The 15,882-nt window shown below is 39.5% G+C and carries 15 protein-coding genes; 4 read left to right on the top strand and 11 right to left on the bottom strand.

The genetic code is table 11. From position 1 onward, the window contains the following. Window position 1 precedes the first annotated feature (1 nt). On the top strand, window positions 2–277 hold the full coding sequence (locus LGQ02_RS07960; RefSeq protein WP_226517656.1) for a ubiquitin-like small modifier protein 1: 276 nt from the start codon (window positions 2–4) through the stop codon (window positions 275–277). A gap of 2 nt (window positions 278–279) precedes the next feature. Then, window positions 280–552 (top strand): MoaD-like domain-containing protein, encoded by a 273-nt coding sequence (locus LGQ02_RS07955; protein WP_226517655.1) that lies wholly within the window; start codon window positions 280–282, stop codon window positions 550–552. Between the two features lie 53 nt (window positions 553–605). On the opposite strand, the gene LGQ02_RS07950 is transcribed toward LGQ02_RS07955, so the two are convergent. Further along, a complete protein-coding gene (locus LGQ02_RS07950; RefSeq protein ID WP_226517654.1) occupies window positions 606–1,133 on the bottom strand; it encodes a histidine phosphatase family protein in 528 nt (175 codons plus the stop codon). 87 nt (window positions 1,134–1,220) lie between these two features. Continuing rightward, a complete protein-coding gene (locus LGQ02_RS07945) occupies window positions 1,221–1,739 on the bottom strand; it encodes a methyltransferase family protein (RefSeq protein ID WP_226517653.1) in 519 nt (172 codons plus the stop codon). 147 nt (window positions 1,740–1,886) lie between these two features. On the opposite strand from LGQ02_RS07945, the gene LGQ02_RS07940 reads away from it, so the two are divergent. Beyond that, window positions 1,887–2,495, top strand: coding sequence for a TetR/AcrR family transcriptional regulator (locus LGQ02_RS07940; RefSeq protein WP_404802413.1), 609 nt, complete (start codon window positions 1,887–1,889; stop codon window positions 2,493–2,495). Window positions 2,496–2,687: 192 nt separating this feature from the next. On the opposite strand, the gene LGQ02_RS07935 is transcribed toward LGQ02_RS07940, so the two are convergent. The 7 genes from LGQ02_RS07935 to LGQ02_RS07905 all read right to left on the bottom strand — a co-directional run bounded on the left by LGQ02_RS07935 (window position 2,688) and on the right by LGQ02_RS07905 (window position 12,170). Then, window positions 2,688–4,511: an aldehyde ferredoxin oxidoreductase family protein gene (locus LGQ02_RS07935; protein WP_226517651.1), complete on the bottom strand. Its 1,824-nt coding sequence runs from the start codon at window positions 4,509–4,511 to the stop codon at window positions 2,688–2,690. Between the two features lie 239 nt (window positions 4,512–4,750). Continuing rightward, window positions 4,751–6,601, bottom strand: a complete 1,851-nt coding sequence (asnB, locus tag LGQ02_RS07930) for an asparagine synthase (glutamine-hydrolyzing) (RefSeq protein WP_226517650.1) — start codon at window positions 6,599–6,601, stop codon at window positions 4,751–4,753. A 211-nt stretch (window positions 6,602–6,812) separates the two neighbouring features. After that, window positions 6,813–7,736, bottom strand: coding sequence for a homoserine kinase (thrB, locus tag LGQ02_RS07925; protein ID WP_226517649.1), 924 nt, complete (start codon window positions 7,734–7,736; stop codon window positions 6,813–6,815). Further along, on the bottom strand, window positions 7,733–8,794 hold the full coding sequence (gene thrC, locus LGQ02_RS07920; RefSeq protein WP_226517648.1) for a threonine synthase: 1,062 nt from the start codon (window positions 8,792–8,794) through the stop codon (window positions 7,733–7,735). The genes thrB and thrC overlap by 4 nt, the downstream gene beginning before the upstream one ends. Further along, on the bottom strand, window positions 8,791–10,092 hold the full coding sequence (locus tag LGQ02_RS07915) for a homoserine dehydrogenase (RefSeq protein ID WP_226517647.1): 1,302 nt from the start codon (window positions 10,090–10,092) through the stop codon (window positions 8,791–8,793). The genes thrC and LGQ02_RS07915 overlap by 4 nt, the downstream gene beginning before the upstream one ends. A gap of 884 nt (window positions 10,093–10,976) precedes the next feature. Beyond that, window positions 10,977–11,447, bottom strand: a complete 471-nt coding sequence (locus LGQ02_RS07910) for a low molecular weight protein-tyrosine-phosphatase (RefSeq protein ID WP_226517646.1) — start codon at window positions 11,445–11,447, stop codon at window positions 10,977–10,979. Between the two features lie 411 nt (window positions 11,448–11,858). Next, window positions 11,859–12,170 carry a hypothetical protein gene (locus tag LGQ02_RS07905; protein ID WP_226517645.1) on the bottom strand — a complete coding sequence of 104 codons (312 nt, stop codon included), beginning with the start codon at window positions 12,168–12,170 and terminating at the stop codon, window positions 11,859–11,861. Between the two features lie 647 nt (window positions 12,171–12,817). Between LGQ02_RS07905 and LGQ02_RS07900 the strand changes: the two genes are divergently transcribed. Beyond that, a complete protein-coding gene (locus tag LGQ02_RS07900) occupies window positions 12,818–13,147 on the top strand; it encodes a YolD-like family protein (RefSeq protein ID WP_226517644.1) in 330 nt (109 codons plus the stop codon). A gap of 36 nt (window positions 13,148–13,183) precedes the next feature. On the opposite strand, the gene LGQ02_RS07895 is transcribed toward LGQ02_RS07900, so the two are convergent. Together LGQ02_RS07895 and LGQ02_RS07890 are read right to left on the bottom strand one after the other, a co-directional pair. Next, window positions 13,184–14,446: a Y-family DNA polymerase gene (locus LGQ02_RS07895; RefSeq protein WP_226517643.1), complete on the bottom strand. Its 1,263-nt coding sequence runs from the start codon at window positions 14,444–14,446 to the stop codon at window positions 13,184–13,186. 280 nt (window positions 14,447–14,726) lie between these two features. Beyond that, window positions 14,727–15,869: an ABC transporter permease gene (locus LGQ02_RS07890; RefSeq protein ID WP_226517642.1), complete on the bottom strand. Its 1,143-nt coding sequence runs from the start codon at window positions 15,867–15,869 to the stop codon at window positions 14,727–14,729. Window positions 15,870–15,882 lie beyond the last annotated feature (13 nt).

Genomic DNA, 15,882 nt, shown 5'->3' with positions numbered 1-15,882 from the left:
TATGAAGATGAAAGTCTTTGCGACATTTCGAGAAATTTGTGGCAATAAAACGATTCACGTTCCTTTTGAAGATGGAGACACTATTGGGAAGCTTCTCCAGTCCGTTATTGAGCAGTATCCACCAATGCAGGAGGAGCTTTTCGAAAATGAAGATGAGCTAAAGCCTCACATTCATGTATTTATAAATGGTAAAAACGTCATCCATATGAACGGATTAGAAACGGAAGTCGAAAAATCAGATGAACTCGCTTTATTCCCTCCTGTTGCAGGTGGGTAATAATGATTGAAAAAACGCTTGAGATTCGGGGAATTTATAAAAAACAATTAATTTCGTACCTCCAAGAGCTTGGTGGAGTATGTAAAGAAGTCTCTGGAGATGTGAGTACGGTCATGCATGACAAATGGGCGTGTTCTTTATCGAAACAAATGACGTTTCGTTTTTTTCAATCAGATGTCCCAAAAGTGTTTCTTACCTTTAAAGCAGAAAATGAAGAAACACTAAGTACACTTATCAAATCTTTTCGCAAGAAAACGTTCCGTGCCGGTGGCTAAAATAAAGATAGAATGGCAAAACGTAACGCCATTCTATCACACACACTTCTGTTTTATTCGAGGTTATACACCTTATAGTCTCCGTTATTTGATGAGAACCTTAAAATATTTTGATCCTCTGGGATTCCTTCAAAGTAGGCCCCGATACACCCTGTCGTACACCGATGTCCTGATAATAATATGTTGCATGAAAGTCCACTGTGTTTAGCTTCTATTTCTTTCATAAAGCTGAACACTCTTTTAACAAAAAGATTCGGATCTTCAACACCTTTATAAACGCTAGCATCGGGGATCGTCCCAGCCATTTTCACTTCTTGTTTTCGCAGTGTATCTGCCTCACCTAAATCAAACACATCTAGCCGTCTATCAGTAACAACCTCCTTACCTGTAACGATCACCGCTGTATGAATTGCACGCTCTTGTGGAGATGAAAAAACAAAGTCAAAGTTTACCTTGCGAAGTTGGTCTCCTAGTCGTTCTGCTTGTTTAATCCCAGTTTCATTTAAAGGTAAACCGAAACGACCTTGGAGCCTCTCCTCTTTATTAAAATCTGTTTGTCCATGTCTAACCACATAAATCATCGTCCTTACCTCCACAAATGAAAATGTAATTTTCTTATCTACGATTCTATTTCGTGAAGGTTTCATTTATTTCAAAGACTATTTAACCTATTGTTTCCACGGCGTACGTCTCGGAAATAGTCTCGGGACATTCTTTTTATACTCGACATATTCTTCGCCAAATTTTTTCTCAAGATGTGGTTCCTCACCGATAATAAAGTAGGAATAATTAATCGTTGTAAACATTAGAAACCATATAAGTAACGGTATTGAGCCAAAGATCATCACTTCTCCTATCAAAACTAATACGACGCCACTGATCATTGGGTTACGTGTATACCGATACGGACCTGTAACGACCAACTTTTGTGGAGGGTCCCACGGTGCTAACGTCCCCTTTCCTCTCGTTGCAAATTGGCGAACTGTCAATATGACAAGAGTAAGCCCTAAAAGAAGCGAAATCCCCCCTACCAAATACACAACTAAAGTAATTGGAAAACGAAGTCCCCACCCAAAGTCGAAATGGAAGAACAATAATAATAGTGATGGAATGATCACTGTTACATTAAAAGGCAACAGTAAAATAGATATCAAATGTGATAGGACTGAAGGTTGTTTATTTGTCATGAAATCATCTCCTTGATACTAATGAACACAATGTTGATTAATGTTCTACTTACAATTATAATTAGTCCCTATACGAATTCAATATACAATGTTTGTCTGAATGTTGATTACTCAACACTTCAACAAAGCGTGTTCAATAAATCGGAGGTGAAGGAATTGAGCAGTGAAGACCGTCGGGTTGTACGAACAAAAGAACAGATAAGAAATACTTTTGCTGAACTTATCGAAGAAAAAGGATTAGACCGAGTAACCATTAAAGACCTCACATCTAGAGCAAATATTAACCGAGGAACATTTTACTTACATTATGAGGATAAATATGACCTTTTGGAAAAAAGTGAAGAAGAATTATTGAGTGGAATCCAGCAAATTGCAAAAGAGCTTGAAACGATAGAATTAGAAAATTGGGATGATGAAGAACCACATCCAGCAGCTGAAAAATATTTTGCATACTTAAAAGAACATGCCGTTTTTGTAAAAGCGATTTTAGGACCAAAAGGGGACCCTGCTTTTCAAAATAAAATCAAAGCGTTAATTACGAATCAAATAAAAACTCAATTTGTTCAGGCGGATCAAACATCGTTACCGCTCCCGCAAGAGTATTTAATTGCTTATTTAGTTTCTGCGCATTTAGGTGTCATTCAACATTGGATTGAAAATGGCTTACAAGAATCTCCGAAAGAGATGGGAAAGATCATTGCAAATATGAACTTTTACGGACCATTAGCCGCTGGGGGATTGAAAAAATCCCCTTAAAACGTCAATAAGGATGTTTGTATCGAAATGTTTTCGTCAAAACCATTCTACCGTTATGGAAATAAGCATCGTACAACGACATACCTTCCTCGATAATTTTTGTAAAAACGGGACTGTCAATAAGTTGCCGTCCCGCTTCGCTTTCCTTTATAAAACAAAAGAAGCATGGGATTTACGCCCCATGCTTACAAATTAAGCCCCAACATTTACTTCGATATTTAATTGTTTTAGCTTCTCTTTTGGTACAGTCCCTTCTTCCCAACCGCGCACGTGATAATACTCTTTAAGCATTTCTTCTAGGTGGCTTACTTCACCACTTGAGTTTCCTGTTGCTGGCTCTTTCGTAAAACGATCTGGCAGATTATCTGCATCTTTCAAGAAACCAGCTTTATTATTAAAGTAGCGCTCAATGTTATAGACTCTCTCACCAATTCTCATAATGTCGTCTCCCGTAAGTTCAATACCGACGACTGCTGAATATTGTTCAGCATATAAATCAGCATTTTCAGAGAACGCCGAGAATTTACATAGATCAAGTGAATCAGAGAATGCATGAAGGTCTTGGAATACTTTGAGTAACTCGCCTTTTCCTTGTACAGTGTTACGGTCAACGGGCTCTGGAATCCCAGCAATTTCGGCTGCAACTGTATACCCTCTTAAATGGCAAGCTCCTCGGTTACTTGTTGCATAAGCAAGCCCCATCCCTTGAATGCCGCGAGGGTCATATGCAGGAATGGCTTGATTTTTAACAACCATCGCAAGGCTTCCGTCACCAAACTTCGCTGCAGCTCGACCGGGCCCTTCTGCTAAAATATCTCCAATTCCTTCTCGGAAAACAATTTTATCGATCCATTCGATCATGGTATCGACATCGCCCCAGTCGAGACGTTCCTTCATTAACCCTTTCTCATATGCTTCCATTGCAACTGAAAAGGCATTTCCAAGTTCAATTGTATCAATGCCATATTCATTGCAACGGTCGATCATATAAGCAATCGCTTCTTTATTGTGAGAACCACAGTTTGGACCTAATGCCCAAGCAGATTCATATTCAAAGCTCTCCACTTTTACTTTATATTTTCCGTCACTTACTTCAACTTCTTTTTTACACGCTACTGGACATGCATGGCAAGTTGGTTCACCGACAAGGATCTCTTCACGAACCGCTTCACCACTCACTGCCTCCGCTTCAGCATAATGAGTCACTTGCGAGTTACGGGATGGAAGTGCACCTGACTCATTTATAATATTCATTAACACATTCGTTCCGTATACAGAGAGTCCACCTTTGTTCGGTGCTGTTAAAACACCCTCAGCAATCGCCTTTAACCCGCTTTTTACAGCTTCTGGGTATTTATCAGGCATTGCAGGCTCTGGCATATTCCCTTTTTGAGATCCCTTAATGACGATCGCTTTTAAATTTTTTGATCCAGCAACAGCTCCTGTTCCCCCACGACCTGATGCACGATCATCTTCATTCATCCAACCTGCATATTTGACGAGGTTTTCACCGCCTTGCCCAATCGTCATCACACTTGTACCTTTATCACCATATAAATCTTGAAGTGCTTTAACGGTTGAACGAACACCTTTCCCCCATAAACTAGATGCATCTTTCAGCTCCGCTTGACCATTTTCAACATAGAGGTAAACCGGCTTATCACTTTTTCCTGTAAAAATGAGATTGTCGAAACCAGCCCACTTTAAACGGGCTGCTGTCCATCCGCCCATATGTGAATCCGTCACTGTTCCAGTAAGTGGAGAACGTGTCACTGTACAAAGTCTTCCACTCATATGAATCCGAGTACCTGTTAAAGGTCCTGTCATTACGGCTAACATGTTCTCAGGTGAAAGCGGATCAACGTTGTAGATGCCATGATCTACTAAGTATTTAACTCCTAACCCTCGTGCACCAACATACTTTTTTGCATCCTCTTCGTTCAGTTTACGGTACTCAACCTTCCCCTCAGTCAGATCTACCCACGCTTCCTTGTTCTTGTAGCCTCCTAAGTTCATTTTGATACCTCCCCATATTCGATTTTTTACAATCATCATTCACTTCGCCAACATCTTCTAAAACCCCTCTAATTATAAGGGATTTTCTGTCATTTTGCGCAAATCCCTTTTCGAATCCCTTTTATATTTACGATGTCTTGGCAATAAATAGAAGAGTTTAATTTCAAGAAAATCACTAAAACTTTCTTTTTTTCAGGAGATCAAAATGCACTTAGGAAACATCATATAGGCTCACTTTATTAAAGCTTAATGTTTATGTTCTTCTCTTCTAACCAGAAATGTACTTGGATTAAATGAGCGATAAATTGTGGTCCTGTCATTAACTGGCCGAAATAAGGTGTTGCAAACGAAGCCCCCTTTGTATCTACAAGCTTCTTTAACGCATTCTTATCAAAAAGTTCATAAAGCGGGGAGCGCTGTTTTCTTTCCAAAATTGACTTAAGGCCATTTGTGACAAGCTCTGTATAAACAGGATGATGGGTTTTCGGATATGGGCTCTTTTTTCGATAAAGAACTTCATCAGGTAATATGCCTTCTAATGCTTTTCTTAAAATCCCTTTCTCTCTGCCTTCAAGCATTTTCATCTCCCAAGGGATATTCCACACATATTCAACAAGACGGTGATCCGCAAACGGGACACGTACTTCTAAACTAGCGGCCATACTCATCCGATCTTTACGGTCTAACAACGTCGTCATAAACCAAAGCATATTCATATAAAATAACGCTCTTCGCTTTTTTTCAGTCCCAGTTTCCCCATCGTTATACGGCACTTCACTAAGCGTTTCTTCATAACGCTGTTTGACATAGTTCTGTAAATCAAGACGTTTTTTCCACTCCGGACGAAGAATCGCCTCTCTTTCTTTTAACGAACTCATCCAAGGGAAAATCGGTTGATTCATCATTTTCTCGTCATGAAACCACGGATAACCGCCAAAGATTTCATCAGCACATTCTCCAGAAAGGCCTACGGTGACATCTTTTTTTACTTCCTTACAAAACCATAGTAAAGAAGAATCAATATCAGCCATACCAGGTAAATCTCTAGCCGTTGTCGCTTCCTTTAAATGATCGTATAATGCTTCATTTGAAATAACACATCGCTTATGATCAGTCATAAAAGCGTTGGACATCATCTCAATCCAAGGTTTATCACTATTGGGTTGGAATTTGCTTTCTTTAAAATATTGCTCATTGTCTTCATAGTCGACTGAGTACGTCTGAAGAGTCCCACGACCATGCTTCTCGAAATAGTTGCTTGCAATGGCTGTAATCGCACTCGAATCTACCCCACCTGATAAAAACGTACAAACAGGTACATCTGCAACGAGCTGCCTTTCGACGGCATCAATAAATAAAGAACGCACATTTTCAGCAGTTTCTTTCTCTGAATCTGTATGTTGTTTTGATTGGACTTGCCAGTATCTTCGCTTTTCGATCCCATCATGAGAAATTCGCAACCAATGAGCTGGACGGAGTTCCTCCATTCCTTTATACACACCGTGCCCCGGAGTTCGCGACGGACTTAACCCTAGGACTTCTTGAAGGCTTTCTTCATCTAATGTTGGGGTAACATCTGGATGAGCAAAGATCCCTTTCATTTCTGAAGAAAAGAGTAATCCATCCCCTAACGGATAGAAAAACAATGGTTTTACACCGAGTCGATCTCGCGCTAAAAAGACGGACTGACGTTCTTCATCTGATACAGCAAAAGCGAAAATTCCGTTTAACTTTTCAACACAACCTTCTCGCCAATGAATATAAGCTGTCAATAGTACTTCAGTGTCTGAATGAGATTGGAACGTATAGCCAGCTTGCTTCAATTTTGTTCGTACATCTTCTGTATTGTACAATTCACCGTTGTAACATATTGTATATGTCTTTCCACCAACTATTTTAGACATCGGCTGAGCGCCACCTGTTCGGTCAACAACAATGAGCCTTGTGTGCCCGAACAGGACGTGATCAGTGACATCAATGTTCGTAGCATCCGGCCCTCTCTTCTTTAATGTCTCTGCCATTTTTTCAATGACAGCATCCTTATTCGTTAACTTCCGACTAAAATCAATCCACCCTGAAATGCCGCACATGATGTCTCCCTCATTTCTATACGTATTAAATCACTTATTATATGTATTCATGACAGTTTGTCTCATTGCAATATGAGATGTGAATATGCTTGTTTATTCTCAAAAAGTGAAGGGACAACTCTATAATGAAAGAGGATGACTCATAAGTGCCAGGCTCCCCCCTTCTGTTATGGAGGTGCTTAGCACTTTGAATTTGAGTCATCCTCACTAGTCAAGTTTTTGTTAATAATGATGAATTTAGTTCAACAACCACTCCACGCTTTTCAACATTTAACAATTGGATGGAGTGGGATTTAAATATTGCCGCAAGTTCCTGTTGTAGCTCACTTCCTATACCTTGAGGAACAAAGCACATGATCGACGGGCCTGCACCACTTAACGCAATTCCATACATGTTAAAATTCGAAGAAAGAGATACCACTTCGTTGAATTCCGGTATTACTTTATCTCTATATGGATGATGAAAGAGATCATTTTGCATCATCTTCCCTGCTATGTCCCACCTTTCTTGTAATAGGGCAGCTATGAGAACATTACTTATACTACTTGCTTTCACCGCGTTACAATATGATAATTCACTAGGCAGCAAATCACGTGCTGAAGATGTCTTTAGTTCATATTCTGGTATGACAGCGACGATATCGAATTCAGGGTAAATCCCAAATATAACATCTGTCTCTTTATGGTGATGAGTACCAATTACTAAGCCTCCATAATATGAAGCTGCAACGTTGTCAGGATGGCCTTCAAACTGACTTGCCAAGTGGACCTTTTCTTTAGGATGCATCTGTAAATCGAGCAATTGATCTGCAAGTTCAATACCAGCAACGATTGCCGCTGCACTACTACCAAGCCCTCTTGCAAGAGGTAATTCACTGTTTACTTCGACTTCACAAGCCGGGAGTAAACGGTAGAATTGTTCTGCTACTGAAGAGGCTATTTTATAAATAAAGTTTGTTTTCCCTTGAGGGATGTCATCCAGGTTTTCAGATAATGGAACGAACCGCCACTTATCACTTTCATAGACATTTAATTTTAAATAACGGTTAATTGCCAAGCCAACAGAGTCAAACCCAGGACCAAGATTTGCAGTACTACCGGGTACTGTTACTGAGAATAAGTATTTATTTTTCATTGCACGACAACCTTTGCAATGCGATCGTAAATAAGTTGTTCGTTATTTGGAAGGACAGATGATTTAAAGTTCGCTGCTTCAATGGCACATTGTGGATCTTTTAATCCATTTCCAGTTAAAACCGCAACAACTGACTGTCCTGCTTGAATAGCGCCTGTTTCTACTTGCTTTTGGATGCCTGCAATTGATGCGCAAGAAGCAGGTTCAGCAAATACCCCCTCTTCTTCTGCAAGCATTTTATATGTTGAAAGGATTTCTTCATCCGTTACCGCATCAATGATGCCTCCAGAAGAATTAGCAGCTGTTACAGCATTTTTCCAGCTTGCTGGATTTCCAATACGAATAGCTGTAGCAACGGTTTCAGGCTTTTCTATTATTCTATCTTTTACAATTGCAGCTGCACCTTCAGCTTGAAATCCATACATTTTTGGCAAACTCGTATTTTTATACTGGCAATATTCTTCAAATCCTTTCCAGTATGCAGTTATGTTTCCTGCATTCCCTACTGGTATAGCGAGAACATCGGGTGCATAACCTAGTTGGTCACAAATTTCAAAAGCTGCAGTTTTTTGCCCTTCTATGCGATTTGGATTGACGGAGTTCACCAGGGTGATTGGAAGCCGATGGCTCAAATTGCGTACCATCTTTAACGCTTGGTCAAAGTTGCCTTCAATCGTATAAATCTCAGCTCCATACATGACAGCTTGTGCGAGCTTCCCTAATGCTACCTTCCCATCTGGAATTAAGATGATACAGCGCATCTTTGCCCGAGCAGCATAAGCGGCAGCAGCTGCTGATGTATTACCGGTCGAGGCACAAATAATCGCTTCACTCCCTTCTTCCTTCGCCTTAGCAACCGCCATCACCATTCCTCTATCTTTAAATGAGCCTGTTGGATTTGCACCTTCATATTTCACATAAAGCTCAATCCCCCATTTTTCTGATAAATGTTTGAGTGGAATAAGTGGAGTGTTCCCTTCATTTAACGAAAGTTGTGGTGTATCTTTCTCTATAGGAAGAAAATCTTTATATTCATTTAGCAGCCCTTTCCATCTCATGCCTCCTCATCTCCTTCCACCCGGTAACTGCTTTTTATAAGATTAACAACTTCTAATCCTTCTAATTTGTGTAAAATTTGCTCATAATTCATTTTTGATACTTTATGTGTTGTTAAAATAATTTCTGCTGCATCACTGCCTTGAACTGGGAGCTGTAAGATTTTTTCGAGACTCACTTCATATTGTGCAAATAACGAAGTGAGTGCTGAGAATGTTCCAGGTTTATCGTTAGCTTGTAAGCGAAGGAAATATTTCGCATATATTTCATCTGCCGATTTCAATAACTTCTCAAACTGAGGGGCTACAGCCTTATTTCCATTGACTCCAAGACGTATGTTTTTCACAACTTCTACAAGGTCAGAAACGACTGCCGTTGCTGTTGGGAGCTTTCCTGCACCAGGACCGTAAAACATCGTTTCACCTACTGCTTCTCCGTATACATATACAGCATTAAATTCGTCGTTTACAGATGCGAGTGGATGAGAGTGTGGAAAAAGTGTTGGCTGTACACTCACTTCTACTTTGTTATCTGTTCGCTCAGCTAGCCCAATCAATTTCATGGTGTAACCAAGCTGGTCACAATAATCTAAATCATCCGTCGTCACTTGAGAAATACCTGAAAACGTCACATCATCGAGGTGAACCGGCATAGAGAACCCAAGTGTACCCAGTATTGCTGTCTTCCTTGCAGCGTCAATCCCTTCTACATCTGCTGTTGGATCACTTTCGGCGTATCCAAGTTCTTGTGCCTCACAGAGTACTTCCTCATAATCACGACCTTCTTGTGACATCTTCGTTAAGATATAATTTGTCGTTCCATTTACAATCCCCATCATTTTTGTAATTCGGTCAGACGCTAACCCGTCTGCTAAACTTCGTAATATCGGAACCCCTCCAGCTACACTAGCTTCATAGAATAAATCACATTGGTGATGAGCTGCTAGCTGAAGTAAGTCACTTCCGTAAACGGCCATTAAATCTTTATTAGCCGTCACTACGTGCTTTTTATTTTCTAGTGCTTGAATCATGTAATTTCTCGCATCATCAATACCGCCCATCACCTCAAGTACGACATCAATTTGTGGGTCATTTAATACATCATCCGGGCAGGTTGTTAGCCTCTCTTCTCCAATTGAAATGTCTCTTTCTTTATCGAGTTGTTTTACAAGCACTTTCTTGACTTTTACGTTGCAGCCCACTTGGTGACTTAATTTATCCTGATGCTGATCAATAATATGGACAACACCCGTGCCAACAGTACCTAGACCAAGAATCCCTATATTAATTGTTGTTTCCATTTCTTCCCCACTCCTTATTGTCCTCTTTAAAAATACATTTGTATTTATATAAAGGACATTATAGAGAGTAAGTTGTTTCTTTACAACCCTTTAAAGCAAAAAAGTTCACCTTTTCACTAATAATTTCTTTTTTTCTGACCATAAAACAAAAATTACTTTTCACACAGCTTTCTAAAAAAAGAAGCCGAAAATGATTACCACGGATTTTGAAACGATACTAAAGACGTAATCGTACATAAAAGGAAACAGCCACTAATTTACGAGGAATAGGGAGGTGGAATGTTGTTAATAGATATCTTTATCGTTATTTGCCTTATTTTCTCAACAATTCTCTTCGTGAACTTGCTCGACAAAAGAAAAAAGAAAAAAAATAGAAATACGCCTCACAAGGAAAAAACACAACAAGAAAAAGAAACGGAAAAGCTAATTACCATTGAAAAAGAAAGATCTCATAGAAGCACAGGAAGGTTTTACTAGCCGTTCGTAAAAACAAAAAAGGCATAGAGAATTTTCCCTTTCTCTATGCCTACAGTGTGATTTACTAATCACATGTATTTAAATCAATTTCATAACTCAAAAGATGATGCGAAATTCCGAATGATGAGTGTGAACTTCACTTCAGACGGACGCTTTCCCGAGGGCTTGTCTTCAGCTAACTTAGGCTCTACAATTCTTCACCACATTTCCAAAGTTGATATCCACCGGCACCCCTCCAACTTTCTTCATTTTAATTATTCTGATAATAGCAACCGCTATGATCATTTCATGAATCTTTAAATGAACAACTTTTATCCTTCTAGTATGGCAATGTATATAACCTCCTCACCTACATCCGTTTCAAAAGTAAAAACACATGAGTGCTTTTACCCATGTGTTTGCCTGCTTTAAATATTTTCTTTCTCACGAATGTAAGTTAACAGCCTCTCGCAGCCTTCTTCGACTAATTCATATGTTTCTGTAAAGTTGCCAGTAAAGTACGGGTCTGGTACATCTTCGACTTTATTTTCTGGAATAAAGTCAAGAAGTCTTGCGATCTCTCCACCTTCTGTGAAGCTTTTCATTCGATTTAAGTTTCCGATGTTTGAAGCATCCATTCCAATAATGTAATCAAATGTTTTCAAGTCATCTTTTTTCACTTGTCTTGCTTTTAAACCTTCATGTTCAACTTGATACTTCTTTAACATTTCAATCGTTCCTTCGTGAGGAGGATTGCCAACATGCCAGTCCCCTGTACCAGCTGAATCAATATCAAAATGACCTTCGAGGTTTGCTTTTTTTACTTTATCTCGAAAAATTGCCTCAGCCATCGGAGAACGGCAAATGTTTCCAAGACATACAAATAACACTTTTACCACACATATTCGCCCCTTTGATTTGTCTCTTCATTCTAGTGTTTGTTCAAAAAGGAGGATAAAAAAGACTAAAGTTCGAGGCGGCGTAGCTTTGAGGATCGAGCGTATGCTTTTAGATACGTGAGAACCTTAAAAAGCAAGCCAACTAGCTTCAATAGGATGTGTGACTTCGACGTTCGACACAGGACGTGTCGGTACTTAGTCGAAGTTCTTCTTCTCGGTGTGTCATTTTTACCAGACTTTTTGAACATCCTCTTCTAGTATATCCCACCAGAAAAGACGATAAAAACCTATCCTTTATTTTAGCTTTCTTCCCTGAAAATGAGCAAGGGCTGTTATCTTTATTCCTGAAAGCTTTCAATTCAAAAAAATGCTTAGAGGTTCAAAAGAACCTCTAAGCATTTTAACTTTCTATTATCCAGCAGCAACAAGCTCTTTTCTATTTAATAAGTCCGCATGGTTCGTACGAATATGTTCAACCACTTCATCAACCGTTGTAAATGCATTTCCGACTGTAAATGTTTTTACAGATTTTAGCGATTCAAATGATGAGACGTCCCCTTTCAAAATTTGCACGATTTCTTCTGGATCACACTCAAATTGCTCGAGGTTGACCCCGTCACAGTTGCAATCAACATTTTCAAACCGTTCATAAATTACGGTAACCCCTTCACCTACTTCTTCGCCCAGTAATTCTCTCGTTTCAACTAGATCTTTGACGATCACACTAATCTCCTTCTTTCACGTATAAGTTGAGTTTGTGAAACACATCACTAACCTTCATTACAATTACCACTATACACCTTAAAAACGCTTTTGTTCAATTTAATTATGAAAATTTCTTTACAGTTATTAAGAGAAGCGAACTACTTTATCTTGAAAGCAATCTTTTGTTGTAAAATTCCACTGTTTTGCGTAGAATAAGAACATACGTTCGTTTTTCGTTTTATCTCTATTCGCATAAATTGTTACTTCTCAAAACCGTTACAGGCGCACGCTTTTACCTCAAGGTACAAGTGCGACATCGTTCTAGCTTCGCTTTACTCGCTATCACGGTGTCTTCTTTGCCGCAGACACGGCTTCAGCATCAAGAATTTCCTGTCTCTTCCTCTACAAGCAATGCTTTGAGGATGGGTCCGTCGAGACAACTCGAAGCTTACTCTTGAAGATGACGTTCGTCGCTGGAGTCGCCGCCTTTCACTTCTTTGAGTTTATATACTACTCCTACAATGCAATAGCAACACTCTTTACCTGCGACGAGTAATCGCAGGAGCAATCTTTTAGAAAACAACCATTTTAATAAACAATTCACCCAAGGTAACTATCAAATTTCAGTAAACCATCATTTAAAATAATTTTTAGGAGTGATCAAAATGAATCGAGATCGTGGTGTGATTAAGTGGACATCGATGATGCTTCCTGAACATGTCAAACGATTAAAAGAGTTAACAGAGCAACAAGAAAAAAAGGAAAAACCGGCATTAGATGAACAAGTTTTCGAAGAATGGAGTCGAGTCCTTGGAAAAGCTTATTATGAAAACCATTCAATTAAGCTCACATTATTTGGAGATGGCGATGAAATATTTATTGAAGGAGAAGTTCTTCGCATTGATCAAACGGCAAATAAATTAGTACTTCAAACAAGGGAGGGCAAAGAAAGAGTATCCTTCTCTGATATCATTGACCTTTCAGTGATTGCATAATTTTTAAGGAGAACGGGGCAGACCCCGTTCTCCTCTTTATGCTTTATGGCCTCCGACAAGTGTATTTCGGTGACGGGCAGTTCCTCCTTGTGCATAAGAAACACCTCGTAATAATGCGTTTGACCCATGCTTTCGTCTAATTTCATCCATCGCATAGCCGAGTTCTCGTTGCTTCGGACGAGCTGTATCCAGCAAATTTAACTGGATCGAGTCATCATCACAAATGTTTGCTAAAGCAACGGAAACACGCCGTACCGTGCTACCATCATAATTCTTTGCGAATATTTTTAAACATACGTCGTACATCTCCATCGTTATATTCGTTGGTTCTGCTACCGTCATTTGACGATGAAACCCTCCACTTGTAGCATCTTTACTATAACCGACACCGAGACAAACCGTCTGCCCAGCCCTACGTTCTTCACGCGCACGCGCTGCCACTTCTTCACACATTTCTAAAATAACACGCTTTACTTCTATTGGATCATTATAATCTCTCATTAATATTTGGCTTTTTCCGTAACTAATTTGCCCGTTCAAAATCGGTGCCCCGAGCTCGGAAAGATCAACACCCCAAGCATGGTAATAAAGTTGGTTGCCCATCACGCCAAATGCTTTTTCTAATTTAGGTAATGAATAAGCGGCAAGCTGCTCGACTGAAAAGATCCCCATATGATTAAGTCTTCTCTCCACTCTCGAACCAATCCCCCACATTTTTTGCAGAGGCGAGATCGGCCAAAGTTTTTTCTCGACATCATCATACGTCCACTTCGCAATTCCGCGCTTTTTTGCCTCAATATCTAAACATACTTTTGACATGAGCATGTTCGGACCAATCCCGATTGCACATGAAAGCCCAAATCGCTTATATAAGTCATCGCGAATTTTTTCAGCTAGTTCCCAATCACTCCCCCACAACCGCTCGGTACCACGAATGTCAAGAAAGCTTTCGTCCACACTGTACGTATGGATCGCCTCCATCGGGACATATTGATAAAACAGTTCTGTCACTTGCACTGAAATATTTAAATACGTCGCCATCGTTGCGTTAACGAGTTGAATTCGTGAATCTTTCGGCACTTCAAAAAGCCTGTTTCCGGTTTTAATCCCGAAGTCTCTTTTTAAAGCCGGTGTCGCGGCTAAAATAACACTTCCTTCCCGCTCTGTGTCCCCTACAACCGCTAAATGACATGTTAAAGGATCAAGCCCGAGCGCGACTGCCGCACAACTTGCGTAAAAACTTTTCATATCAATACACATAATCGTCCGCTTTGGTAGTGAATCGTACGCAATATCCATGTTCTCACTCCTTGTAAAAGAACATATGTTCGTGTTCTATTTTTTATTATATGCAATGACCATTTTTATATCAACTGGAAAAATGCCCCGCCCTTTTTTTAAGCCCACTGAAAAAGTCATGATGTCCGTCCAAAAAATCCTTTTATCAAGTGGTTTTTCAGCGGCCTCAACTTTTTAACATCATTATTTGTCAAATAATGAAAAAAGCTTAGAGAAATGTTTATCTTGTAAACATCAGCCTCTAAGCTTGTGTAAAAAATGATTTTTATTTGTGACTTCCCTAGCTTTTCGCCCCATTTAAAAATTTATTGAAATGTTTTGCTGCAAAAAGCAGGCCTATAATCGCAACGATAAGTAATACGGCTATTGATGCCCCAATATCTGTTACACCTGCGCCGCGAAGCATAATATCTTGAAATCCTGCTTGTGCCCAATATTGTGGAACAAATAAAGCGATTCGTTGCATGAGTTCTGGTAAAAACTCGATCGGAACCCAAAGGCCACCTAGCATTGCGCCACCTAAAGCTAACACTTGTGTAATTGCAATCCCAAAGTTTTCACTTTTCGCAAAAAGTGCGATGGCAAGGCCTAAACCAGTTGTTGTGAGTGATAGAACGATCGATAAAATGAAAATCGCAAATAAATTACCGAGATAAAGATCGTAAACAAGGTAACCAAAGCCAAGTAACACCCAAACTTGTACAAAGACGATAATGATAAAAGGGACCCACTTTCCTAATAAATATTGGTACTTATTTAATGGTGTGCTTGCTAGCCTCGCTAGCATTCCGCCTTCTCGATCTTTCAAAAATGAGTTGACCATTGAAATGATGATGAAAAAGGTGAACATAACCGTATAACCTGGTACGATTTGCGTAATCGCATTTTGTTCCTCAGACTGCTGAGCGACTTCATTAATAGAGAATGGTGGCTCTAATAACGCCGTTAACTCTTCTTCGTTTGAAACTCGCTCTCTTAATATCTGTTCCACTTTTTCTTGTTGAAAAGAATAAGCGATGTTTTCAACAAGGTTTTGAACCGGACGAACCGAGTCTTGTTTTAGTGAATCGAAATGAAAGTCAATGGCATTTTGTTTCCCTTCATAAAGGCGGTTTTCAAATCCTTCTGGGATGATAATAAGGGTAGATATATTACCGCCCTCCAACTCCTCTATAGCCGCTTGTTCACTTGACTTCTCGATCAGATCAAAAACTTCTGCTTCCTCGATAATCATAAGAAATTGTTCTGACATTTCTGTTGCATCTTCATTGATATAATGGACGGTAAAAGTGACCTCATCAACCGCACCGAAAATGAACGAGAATAAGACGATGAAAAGAATCGGCATCCCAAGTAACCAAAAGAAAAAGCCTTTATCTGTCAATTGTTTTTTCAATTCTGTTTTGATCATACTAAAAATCATCGCACTGTACCTC

Origin of the sequence: Bacillus shivajii, from assembly GCF_020519665.1 — a bacterium.
In the GTDB taxonomy this organism is placed as follows: Bacteria; Bacillota; Bacilli; order Bacillales; family Salisediminibacteriaceae; genus Bacillus_CA; species Bacillus_CA shivajii.
This window is presented reverse-complemented; position numbering and strand designations above follow the sequence as displayed.